Here is a 12,533-nt window from a genome sequence, read left to right as displayed (position 1 = left end):
AATTTATTATCTATACATCTTCTCATAATATTTTTGATAATCTCCTGATGTAACATTTTCCATCCATTCTTTATTATCTAAGTACCATTTTATTGTTTTCTTTATTCCAACTTCAAAAGTTGTTTCTGGATACCATCCTAACTCTTCTTTTATCTTTGTTGGATCTATTCCGTATCTTCTATCATGACCTTTTCTATCTTCAACATACTTTATTAATTCTTCAGTTATTTCTTCATCTACATTATCATGTAAGTATTCTATAACCGTTTTTACTATTTGAATGTTAGTTCTTTCATTGTGTCCACCAACATTGTAAACTTCTCCAAGTCTTCCTCCGTTTATTACCATATCGATTGCTTTTGCATGGTCTTCAACGAATAACCAGTCTCTTATATTCATTCCATCTCCGTAAACTGGTAAATCCTTATGATTTAAACAGTTATTTATTAGAAGTGGTATAAGTTTTTCTGGGAATTGGAATGGTCCATAGTTATTTGAACATCTTGTTATGTTTACTGGCATTTTATATGTATCTGCATACGCCTTAACCATTAAATCTGAACTTGCTTTACTTGATGAATATGGACTATGTGGATCTAATGGTGTTGTTTCCATAAAGTATCCTGTTTCTCCTAATGAACCATAAACTTCATCTGTTGAAACATGAAGGAATTTAACTCCTTCTTTCCATCCTTCTTCTGTTTCCCATGCATTTTTAGCACAGTTAAGTAAATTTACTGTTCCTAATACATTAGTTTTAGCAAATACTTCTGGCTCTCTTATACTTCTATCAACATGTGATTCTGCTGCAAAGTGAGCTACATAGTCTATTTCATATTTTTCAAATAAACTTGAAACTAATTCTTTATCACATATATCTCCTTGAACGAATATATGTCTTTCATCATTTTCTATTGATTTTAAGTTTTCTAAGTTTCCTGCATAAGTTAATTTATCTAAGTTTATTATTTTTATATCTTCGTATTTCTTTAACATGTATAATACAAAGTTAGATCCTATAAATCCTGCTCCACCTGTAACTAAGTAAGTTTTCATTTAATTCTCTCCTAACTTTAATAACTTTTATTGATTCTTTTGTTGATTTTCAAAAAAGCTTTTTAAAGCTTCCTTCCAATCTCTCATTTCATCACCAATTGTACATCTAAGCATCATATTATCTAATGATGAATATTCTGGTCTTTTAGCTGGTGTTTTATATTCTTCTGAAGTACATGGATTAACAATGCACTTATTGCCAGCTAACTCCATTATTTCTTTAGCAAAATCATACCAAGTACATTCCCCTTTTCCTGTACAATGGTATATTCCGTATTCTTCTGTTTCTATAAGCTTTAATATATGATATGCTAAGTCATTTGCGTGAGTTGGATTACCTTTTTGATCATTAACTACATTTAGTGATTCTTTTTCTTTTCCTAATCTCATCATTGTGTAAACAAAGTTATGTCCCACATATCCATATAACCAAGCGGTTCTAACTATATAATACTTTGAACAAAACTCTTTAACATAATTTTCGCCTAAAAGTTTTGTTTTTCCGTAAACACTATAAGGTGCAGTTAAATCAAACTCAGTTAATGGTTTTTCACCAAGACCACTAAATACATAGTCTGTTGAAACTTGAACTAATTTAGCTCCAATTTCTTCACAAACCATAGCTAAATTTCTTGCTCCTAAGGAATTAACTTTAAATGCAAAATCTTCATTACTTTCACATCCGTCAACATTTGTTGCTGCTGCACAGTTTATTACTACATCTGGCTTTTCTTCATTAAGTATCTTTTTAACATTTTCTAAGCTCGTTATATCTAATTTATCAACATCTAAAGCAATAACTTCTGAGTTTCTTATATTTTCACTAACTGAACCTATTTCTGCTTTTCCACTTTTTATTATTGATTGAAGTTCATTTCCTAATTGTCCATTTGAACCTGTTATTAATATTTTCATAGACTTCCTCCTATTAACCTTCATATACAAAAGGAATATCTAATTCTTTTAAAATTTTTTGTTTCTTATCTTTTTCTGATAAGATTATTTCTTCTATTCCTTCTAAAGGCCATTCTACATTAACATCTTTGTCATTCCAAAGAAGTCCACTATCATATTCTGGTGCATAAAAATCTGTACATTTATAGTTAAATACAGCTTCATCAGATAAAACTACAAATCCGTGAGCAAATCCTTCTGGTACATAGAATTGTCTCTTATTTTCTGCACTTAAATGAACACCTTCCCATTGTCCAAATGTAGGTGATCCTTTTCTTAAATCTACAGCTACATCCCAAACTTCTCCTTGAGTTACTCTAACAAGCTTTCCTTGAGTATGTTTAGTTTGGAAATGTAATCCTCTTAAAACACCTTTTTTAGATTTTGATTCATTATCTTGAACAAATTTCATAGTAAGTCCAGCTTCTTCAAAAGCTTTTTGACTATATGTTTCCATGAAATATCCTCTTTCATCTCCAAAAACTTTAGGTTCTATAATATATAGATCTTTTATTTTTGTTTCTATAAATTTAAAGTTACTCATTTTTTTCACCACTTTCAATAAATTGTATATAAAGTTCAAAAAAATTTACATAATATAAAAATTTGTTATATTATGTAAATTTATACAATCGTCTAATATCTATCTATTATTTTTTTGTTCTAACTCTTCAACTATATCAACTAAATACTTGCCATATCCTGTCTTCATTAGTGGTTTAGCTAAGTTTAATACTTTTTCTGAAGAAATCCATCCTTTTCTGTATGCAATTTCTTCTAAACAGGCTATATATGTACCTTGAGTATTTTGAACAGCCTCAACAAAGTTAGATGCTTGTAACATTGAAGCATGAGTCCCTGTATCTAACCAAGCCATTCCCCTACCAAATAGATTAACTTTCAAAGTTCCCTCTTCCATGTATAATCTATTTAAATCTGTTATTTCTAATTCTCCTCTTGCAGATGGCTTTAATCCTTTTGCCTTTTCTACTACTGTATTATCATAGAAATAAAGTCCTGGAACTGCATACTTTGATTTTGGATGTTCTGGTTTTTCCTCTAAAGAAATTACCTTTCCATTCTCATCAAATTCTACTACTCCAAAGGCTTTAGGATCTTGAACATAATATCCAAATACCATAGCACCTTTTTCTAAAGCAGCTGCTTCCTTTAAATTGCTTGAGAAGTTTTGTCCATAGAATATATTATCTCCTAGAATCATAGCTACATTGTCATCTCCTATGAATTCTTCTCCAATTATGAATGCTTCTGAAAGTCCGTTTGGTGCTTCTTGAACTTTATATTCTATATTTAAACCTAATTCACTTCCATCTTTAAATAACTCTTTAAAATTAGGTAAATCTCTTTCTGTTGATATTATTAATATATCTCTTATTCCAGCTAGCATTAATACTGACATTGGATAATATATCATTGGCTTATCATATATTGGTACCATTTGTTTTGACATTGCCTTTGTTACTGGATATAATCTTGTCCCACTTCCACCTGCTAATATAATTCCTTTCATCTTCTCACCTTCTACCTTAATCCTAAATTTGACTATATACCTTTTTACTCATTGAAGAAGCCATAACAAAACTTCTAGGTAAACTTTCATATTTCTTTCCTAAGAAGCTCCCAATAAATCGAGCTCCAAAATTAGGCAATATATTTAATGTAACCTTAAAGTTTTTATCTTCTAATGATCTTTTTAATACATGAATAGCTAAATCTTTACCACTCTTATTTCCTTTATAGTTTAAAAATTGCGAGTTTTGTCTAAAGAAAACTCCAGTATCAAAGTATCTTTCGTACAATGACTTAAGAGTAAATACATGAGAATGATAAACCTCAGAATCTGAGCAATACTTTATTCTATATCCAGCTTGTATAAGCTTTTCAGCAAAATACATATCTTCATTTATTAAAAGTCTTTTATTGTCATATCCATTTAACTTTTTATATACACTTGTTTTAACAGCTGATGATGCATCTGAATAGAAAAATGTTAGCAATCCATATTTATTAATATCCTTTTTAGAAACCACTCTTGATTCTTTAGGATAATTCTTTTCTCTTATATATTTTTCTATAGTATTATTAGTACAAAGTTGTCTACTAAATGAAGCTTCACACTCTCCATCTATAATAGGTTGTACTAAATTTTTAAGCCAAAAATTATTCTTCATCATTACATCTTGTGATATGAAAACTATAATATCTCCTGTTGACTTAAAAGCCATCATCTCCCTAGTTTTTGAATGTGAAAAATCCTTTGGTTCTATAAGTGTATATTGTAAATTCATATTTTTTAACATTTCTTCTGTTTTATCCTTACATCTAGTTAAAACATAGGAAACTTCAACTTCCGCATCCTTTGGTTTTTCTTGTTCTAATATTTTATTGTGTAAATTCATTATATAATTTTCAGCATTATACAATGGACAAATTATAGATATCTTCATCTATACAGCTCCTTCTTTTTTTATAACTGATATCACCGTCTTAAATATTATCTTAATATCAAGCCATAAAGATCTATTATCTATATAGTACATATCCATTTGTACTCTTTCTTCATATGTTGTATCACTTCTACCATTTGCTTGCCAATAACCAGTTAGTCCTGGTGTAACGCTAAAAAGCTTATCTGCATATTCTCCATACTTTTCAACTTCTTTATCTACTATTGGTCTTGGCCCAACTATGCTCATATCTCCCTTAATAATATTTATTAATTGAGGTAATTCATCTAAGCTTGTCTTTCTTAAAAAAGCTCCACATTTAGTTATTCTTGGATCATTATCCAACTTGAAATTCTTTTCAAATTCAGCTTTTTGCTCTGGTGTAAAATTATCAAACACCTCTTTTGCATTAGAAACCATAGATCTAAACTTATAAACATCTATATATTTTCTATCTTTACCAATTCTTTTATGCCCAAAAAATGCTGGTCCTTTAGAATCGACCTTCACCCATATATATAAAATTAAAAATATTGGTGAAAATAATATTAACGCAATTAATGAACATATTAAGTCAAAACATCTTTTTGCAACATTATAAAATAGATAGCTTTTTTCCTTATTACATTCTGATTTAATTGGAATATCATTTATATTTTGCATAAAATCCTCCTTAATTTTCATCATATTTTTATATTAAAATCTATAAAACAAATTTTTCAAAAACAAAGGCTACGCCATCTTCCTCATTACTTTTTGTGATAAAGTCAGCTTTTTCTTTTACTTCTTCAAAAGCATTTCCCATGGCAACTCCAAGCCCTGCATACTCTATCATATGAAGATCATTTCCAGCATCTCCAATTGCTATAACCTCAGCTCTTTTTATTCCTAAGCTTTCAGCTAGAGATTTAACCCCTTCTCCTTTATTACAAGTTTTACTTAAAAACTCTAAGAAATAAGGAGCACTTCTTACCACAGTATATTTTTCATATACTTCTTCTGGTAACTTCTTAATTCCTTCTTCTAGAACTTCTGGTTCATCAATCATCATTATCTTTATTATTTCTTCATCTTCTTTGATGTCATTATAATCAGCTTCACAAACTTCTATTCCGTTTATTCTACCTTCTAATTCTGTATATTTATTCATCTTAGGAGTTACACAGCCAAAATTAGAAAAGGCATGTATATTAACTCCAACATTTTGGCTTATTTCATATAAATATTTTAAATCACTACCTCTTAAAGTATCTCTACAAATTACTCTATCAGGTCCAACTTCCTTAACTATAGCTCCATTAAAAGTTAAAACATACTCATCATCATGATATAAGTCTAATTCTTCTAAATATCTTTTAACTCCATCTACTGGTCTTCCTGTGGCTAAAACTACTTTTACATTTTTTTCTCTAGCTTTCTTTATAGCTTCCTTAGTTTTTTTAGATACAGTTTTGTCTTCTTTCAATAAAGTTCCATCCATATCTATAGCTACTAATTTATACATTAATTCACCTCTTAAACTTTATTTACAAATATATGTTAAATTTTTCTTTATTTTATACTAGGTAATTATATCAAAATTATTATACTATTTCATTATTTTTTGACATATACATTTAAGATTATATCATATGATTGTTTTTTTTCAAATTATTGCAAATAAATTGTAATAATTTGTTTGTATTATTAATATATTATAAAGTTTTTTTATTAATTATTTTAAGGAATTTAAAGGATTGAAATCCTTCTCTCATGTTGATATAATGAACTTTGTCATTTATTAAAGCTTTCGATTTAATTGATATAATAGATTTAACTAAAAAATACATTAAATATAAATTATTTTACTATTTTCAAAATTATTATAAATACATAATTTAATGGGGGTTTAATATGCCAGTTAGAATTGCAATACTTGGTGGTCCAAGATGTGGAAAAACGACTTTAATACAACAACTTTATGTTGAGTTTAAAATTAGGGGCTTAGATGTTGGAGCTGCAACTGAATATAGTACAGAATATCTTAAAGAAAAAGGTATGATAGAAACTATTTCTGAACAATACGGCATTTATTTAGGACAACTTCGTTTAGAAGAGTCATTAAATCAATTTGATTATGCTTTAACAGATTATGCAACTTTTGTACCATATATATACGGAAGATTTATGCTTGGAAATAAAAAAAGAACTGAAAAAGAAATTGAAATACTAAAAGATCTTTACCATTTAGCTCTTAAGGATCTTCAAAAGTATGATCATATATTCTTTGTTCCAAGAGAATTTGGTTATACTCAAGATGGTGTTAGATGGCAAGATGAATCAACCGCCTCTGCCGTTGATAATGCATTGAAGCAATTCTTAGATAGCGAAAATGTTAAATATACGACTATAGAAGGTTCAACTAAAGATAGAGCTAGACAAATACTATCTATTGTTGGATTAGATAATAAAGATGTATTGCCTGCTATGAGAGAACTTAAAAAGAAAAATTCAAAATAAAGTATATAAAATAGGTCATATTAAAGGTTAAGAATATGACCTATTTTTTTACTTAAAAGTATTTATTAATTTGATAGTTATTTTATGATATAATAGTCTAGGCTATTTAAGAGATAAAACAATTATTTTCTTAATCTTTCATATTTATATATATTAATGAAGGAAAATAGTTAATATTTTAATATACATAAAAAAATTAAGGAGGAAATTAGATTGAGCGATTTAATTAAGGAAATAGAGAAAAGAAGAACCTTTGCCATCATATCTCACCCTGATGCTGGTAAAACTACTCTTACTGAAAAATTCTTACTTTATGGAGGAGCTATTAGAATGGCTGGTTCTGTAAAGGCTAGAAAAGCTGCTACACACGCAGTTTCTGACTGGATGGAAATAGAAAAGCAAAGAGGTATCTCTGTTACTTCATCTGTTATGCAATTTAACTATGGTGGATATTGTATAAACATACTTGATACTCCTGGTCACCAAGACTTCTCAGAAGATACATATAGAACACTTATGGCTGCCGACTCAGCTGTTATGGTTATAGATGGAGCTAAAGGGGTTGAGGATCAAACAAGAAAACTATTCCAAGTTGCTTCATTAAGAGAAATTCCTATATTTACTTTTGTAAACAAAATGGATAGAGAAACTAGAGATCCATTCCAACTTCTAGAAGATATTGAAAGTGAACTTGGAATAAAATCTTATCCAATGAATTGGCCAATAGGATGTGGAAGTCACTTTAAAGGTGTTTACGATAGAGCTACAAACACAATACACTTATTTGATGGTGGAAACCATGGACAAAGTGAAGTTTCAACTATAACTGGTGACTTAGAAGATCCTAAATTTAAAGAACTTCTAGGAGAAGATTTACATAATAAGTTAATGGAAGATGTTGAACTATTAGATATAGCTGGTGACGAATTTGATTTAGAGAAAGTTAGAAAAGGAGAATTAACTCCTGTATTCTTTGGATCAGCTCTTACAAACTTTGGAGTTGAGCCATTTTTAAATGACTTCTTAAAACTAACTACTTCTCCACTTCCAAGAAATTCATCAATTGGTGAAATAGATCCTATGACTGAACCATTTTCAGCTTTCGTATTTAAAATACAAGCTAACATGAATAAAGCTCATAGAGATAGACTTGCTTTCATGAGAATATGTTCTGGTAAATTTGAAAAAGGAAAAGATGTTTTCCACGTTCAAGGTGGTAAGAAGGTTAAACTTGCTCAACCTCAACAATTCTTAGCTCAAGATAGAGAGGTTGTTGAAGAAGCTTACGCTGGAGATATCATAGGGGTATTTGACCCAGGTATATTCTCAATAGGAGATACTTTATGTTTAAATCCTAAGAAATTCAAATTTGAAGGTATTCCTACATTTGCTCCTGAACACTTTGCTAGAGTTAAACCTGTAGATACTATGAAAAGAAAACAATTCATAAAAGGTGTTACTCAAATAGCTCAAGAAGGTGCTATTCAAGTATTTAAAGAATTACACATCGGTATGGAAGAAATCATAGTTGGTGTTGTTGGTGTTCTTCAATTTGAAGTTTTAGAATATAGATTAAAAAATGAATACAATGTTGATATAAAAATGGAAAGACTTCCATTTAGATATGTTAGATGGATTGAAAATGATAATATAGATGTAGATTCACTAAACTTAACTTCTGATACAAAGAAAGTTAAAGACTTTAAAGATAGAAATCTACTTATATTCCAAAATGACTGGGGTATTTCATGGGCTATAGATCACAACCCTGGAATAATACTTTCAGGTGTTGGTAAATCTAACGACTAATACATTATTTTAAAGAAAACACATGATTTTAAGAAAACTCTTAAAGAATCATGTGTTTTTTTACATTTAACAAGTTAACACTTAGTTCATATTTAAACTAAATATGTGCTATGATAAATTTATAGCAAAATTACTTTAAATTAAATAATATCTTGTATCTTAAGTGAAATTTAATTTAAAGCAATTCTAAAAAACTTAATGAAATTATTAATTTTTTATTAACTAAGTTAATTAAAGTGGTAAAAGAAAGAAGGGAATATATGAAAGATAATATATTGAAAAAAATTAAACTTAATAAACCACTTAGCTTTTTTATTTTAATACTATGGTGTGCAGTTGTAGCATTTTTATTTTTAACTGCTCCTTCCCTATCAAAGCTAGTTAGTGAAAAAGGAGGAATTCAATTACCTGATGATTATTCTTCTAAAATTTCAGATATCCTCCAATCAGATAATAAATTTAATAGTAACGATAGCTATATAGCTGTTTTTCACTCGAGTAATAAATTAACAGATGAAAATCTAAAAAATATAAAAGATACTATTGATAGATTAAAATCAAAAGAAAATAGTGATTATATTCAAAGTATAAATGATAGTTTTGATACTCCTCAACTAAAAAATCAACTTAACTCTGAAAATGGTAAAACTATTATAGCTTTAATGACAATAAATCCAAAGGATTCCTCTGTAAGTACAATAGAAAAAACTTTAAATGATGAATTAAAAACTCCAGGGGTTGAAACCTATGTTACAGGACAAAGTCTCATAGAGAATGATGTTAATGTGGCTGCACAAAAAGGATTAAATAAAACTCAAACAATAACTGTAATATTTATATTCATAGTGCTTATATTATTGTTTAAATCAGTAGTTACTCCATTTATTCCTTTACTTACTGTAGGAATAAGTTATTTAGGAGCTCAATCTGTTGTTGGGATTTTAGCAGATAAATTTAATTTTCCTCTTTCAAACTATACTCAAATATTTATGATTTGTATAATGTTCGGTATTGGAACTGATTACTCTATTCTTCTACTTAATAGATTTAAAGAGGAATTAGCTAATGGAAATAATAGACTTGATTCTGTAAAAACAACCTTTAAAACTGCTGGTAAAACAGTTTTATCTAGTGCTACTCCAGTATTTGTTGTTTTTGCATCCTTAAATTTTATTGGATTTAATTTATATAGAAGTGCCGTAGCTGTAGCAATTGGTATATTATTTTTAATTGCAGCCTTATTTACAATTTTCCCAGCAGTAATGATTATATTAGGAAAGAATATTTTCTGGCCTGTTAAAGGAACCTTTAAAGCAGAAGAAAATAGACTTTGGGCTAAGTTAGCTAATAAAGCATTTAGTAAACCAATTCCTATACTTGGAGCTATATTCACCATACTTTTACTTCCTATTTTATTTAATAACTTTCATCAATCATTTAACAATTTAAATGAAATTGGTGATACTTACTCTGCTAAAGAAGGATTTAATATAATAGCAGATGACTTTGGTATAGGACAAGCATCTCCTGTTTCAATATACATAGAAAATGATGATGATATGAGAAAGCCTGAATATGTAGCCTTAATAGAAAAACTTTCTAATAATCTACAAAATTCTAGTAGCGATATAAAATCAGTATTAAGTGTTACTAGACCAACAGGAATTCGTCTTGATGAAATCTATGTAAATGACCAAGCTGGTCAAGTTTCACAAGGTATAGATAAGGCAAATAATGGCTTAAACAAAATAAATGATGGATTAAATGATGCTAGTAAAAAAATAGATTCATCAAAAAGCAAGTTAAAAGGAGCTGAAGAAGGTACAGCTAAGCTTCAAGAAGGTACTAAAAAAACTGAAACTGGAGTTTCTGAGCTTCAAAGTGCTCTTAATAAACTTGTGGAAAGTATTCGTGAAGAACATAATGGAGCTACAGAATTAAAAGATTCCATAGACGGTGCCTTAGATAAAGTTAATTCTTTAAAACTAAGTAAATCTCAACTTGAAGAAGATTACAATGCCATAGTTAATTCGGCTAATGATGTTCTTGATAATTTAAACAAAATTGGTTCCTTAACAGGTAATTCAAATTCAGTTAATGTAGATACTAGCAAACTTAAAGAATCTCTTTCATCATTAAACTCTCATTTAAGTGAATATTCAAAATCACATCCAGAGGTTTTAAATGATGAAAATTTCAAAAAATTCTCTGATGATATTAATAATTTAAATAATAACTCTAATAATTTACAAGGAACTTTTAATAATACTCCAGAGATTAAAGCAATTAATGAAAGCATAGGTGCATTAAAAGTTCTAATAAATAATTTAAATACTAAAAAAGATACTGTAATAAATGATTTAGATAAATTTAATTCTGGAATTTCTGAAATTGAAAATGGATTAAATGCTTTAGATAGTGGTCTTGGCAAATCCTTAGCAGGTGGAGAAGAAATTTCATCTAAAGTTCCTGAAATTTCAAATGCCTTAAATCAAATAGCTAATGGTCAATCTCAAATTCAAGATGGTTTCAAAGAATTTTCTAGCCAAATAAATGAATTATCTAATGGACTTGAGGCTGGTTCTAATGGATTAACTGAAATTCAGAATGGACTTAAGTATGCTAACGGATTTATAAATGATTGGTCAAATCTATCTTATAATCTTTCAGGAATTTGTGTACCAATTGAGGTATTTAGTAATGATGAATTTAAAAAATCACTAAATCAATATATGAGTTCAGATGGTAAATTAGCAGTAATAAATGTAATTACTACAAAGAATCCTTATTCCAATGAAGCAGTTAATGAAATTCCCAAGCTTCAATCCCTTGTTAAAGATGGAGTTAAAGGAACTAAGTTAGAAAACGCTAATATAGGTATTGGTGGAATGGCTAGTACAACCTATGAAACTAAGAGAATGGCTGATTCTGATTATGATAAAGCTTTAATATTTGTAATAGTCGGAGTATTTATTACCTTAATTATTATATTGAGATCTTTAACAATGCCAATTTACTTAATGATTTCTTTATTACTAACTTATTTTACTTCAATAAGTGTAATACAATTTGTTGTCACTAAAATTATGGGATATTCAGGTATATCATGGATAACATCATTCTTTGGTTTTGTAGTTTTAATGGCTTTAGGTATAGATTATTCAATATTTATAATGACAAGATTTAACCAAGATCTTAATGGTTCTATAAAAGAACGTATAATAAGAACAATGAAAAGTATGGGTGGAGTAATAATATCTGCCGTAATAATCCTTAGTGGTACCTTTGCAGCCTTGCTTCCATCTGGAGTATTATCCTTAATTGAAATTTCCATGGTAGTTCTAACAGGCATACTTTTATATGTTGTATTTGTTCTTCCTCTATTTATTCCAGCAATGGTAAAAATATTTGGAAAGGCAAATTGGTGGCCATTTAAACCAGCCTTACCAAAAGAAGATAAAAGTTTAGATGATTCCACTACTATTGTTACAACAGTGGTCACAACTACTACCACAACTACCACTACAACTAGCAAAGGTTCTTCTTCCATAACAAAAAAAGAATCCAAAACAACTACAACCAAGGAATAAAATAAATAATATAGAGAAATTTATAAAAAACTTATACTTTGCAAAATAAATTTTCATGATTTTTATAAAAATAAAGAGACTAAAATCCTAAATTTTACGATTTTAGTCTCTCTTTATTTAAGAAAATATTTTTAAAATACTAAATAAAAAACTTAAC

The 12,533-nt window shown here is 28.5% G+C and carries 10 protein-coding genes; 3 read left to right on the top strand and 7 right to left on the bottom strand.

Features of this window, described 5'->3' with window-relative positions:
• Positions 1 to 6 precede the first annotated feature (6 nt).
• The 7 genes from rfbB to yidA form a co-directional block, all read right to left on the bottom strand.
• A complete protein-coding gene (gene rfbB / locus ACYUCG_RS00150) occupies positions 7 to 1,056 on the bottom strand; it encodes a dTDP-glucose 4,6-dehydratase (protein ID WP_265916830.1) in 1,050 nt (349 codons plus the stop codon).
• Positions 1,057 to 1,083: 27 nt separating this feature from the next.
• Positions 1,084 to 1,971: a dTDP-4-dehydrorhamnose reductase gene (rfbD, locus tag ACYUCG_RS00145; RefSeq protein WP_460267799.1), complete on the bottom strand. Its 888-nt coding sequence runs from the start codon at positions 1,969 to 1,971 to the stop codon at positions 1,084 to 1,086.
• Between the two features lie 13 nt (positions 1,972 to 1,984).
• Entirely contained in the window at positions 1,985 to 2,554 is a 570-nt protein-coding gene (rfbC, locus tag ACYUCG_RS00140; RefSeq protein ID WP_460267797.1) for a dTDP-4-dehydrorhamnose 3,5-epimerase, read from the bottom strand.
• Between the two features lie 99 nt (positions 2,555 to 2,653).
• Entirely contained in the window at positions 2,654 to 3,541 is an 888-nt protein-coding gene (gene rfbA / locus ACYUCG_RS00135) for a glucose-1-phosphate thymidylyltransferase RfbA (protein WP_460267795.1), read from the bottom strand.
• 22 nt (positions 3,542 to 3,563) lie between these two features.
• The gene (locus ACYUCG_RS00130) at positions 3,564 to 4,478 is read right to left on the bottom strand and encodes a glycosyltransferase family 2 protein (RefSeq protein WP_333960194.1); all 915 of its coding nucleotides are present in this window, start codon (positions 4,476 to 4,478) and stop codon (positions 3,564 to 3,566) included.
• Positions 4,479 to 5,141 carry a sugar transferase gene (locus ACYUCG_RS00125; protein WP_283678454.1) on the bottom strand — a complete coding sequence of 221 codons (663 nt, stop codon included), beginning with the start codon at positions 5,139 to 5,141 and terminating at the stop codon, positions 4,479 to 4,481.
• 40 nt (positions 5,142 to 5,181) lie between these two features.
• Positions 5,182 to 5,982: a sugar-phosphatase gene (gene yidA / locus ACYUCG_RS00120; RefSeq protein ID WP_460267791.1), complete on the bottom strand. Its 801-nt coding sequence runs from the start codon at positions 5,980 to 5,982 to the stop codon at positions 5,182 to 5,184.
• 389 nt (positions 5,983 to 6,371) lie between these two features.
• On the opposite strand from yidA, the gene ACYUCG_RS00115 reads away from it, so the two are divergent.
• The 3 genes from ACYUCG_RS00115 to ACYUCG_RS00105 all read left to right on the top strand — a co-directional run bounded on the left by ACYUCG_RS00115 (position 6,372) and on the right by ACYUCG_RS00105 (position 12,376).
• Positions 6,372 to 6,977, top strand: coding sequence for an ATP-binding protein (locus tag ACYUCG_RS00115; RefSeq protein WP_333960189.1), 606 nt, complete (start codon positions 6,372 to 6,374; stop codon positions 6,975 to 6,977).
• A 213-nt stretch (positions 6,978 to 7,190) separates the two neighbouring features.
• Positions 7,191 to 8,786, top strand: coding sequence for a peptide chain release factor 3 (locus tag ACYUCG_RS00110; protein ID WP_003448736.1), 1,596 nt, complete (start codon positions 7,191 to 7,193; stop codon positions 8,784 to 8,786).
• A gap of 260 nt (positions 8,787 to 9,046) precedes the next feature.
• A complete protein-coding gene (locus ACYUCG_RS00105; RefSeq protein WP_460267788.1) occupies positions 9,047 to 12,376 on the top strand; it encodes an MMPL family transporter in 3,330 nt (1,109 codons plus the stop codon).
• Positions 12,377 to 12,533 lie beyond the last annotated feature (157 nt).

It is taken from the genome of Clostridium sp. CTA-17, from assembly GCF_054767895.1.
This window is presented reverse-complemented; position numbering and strand designations above follow the sequence as displayed.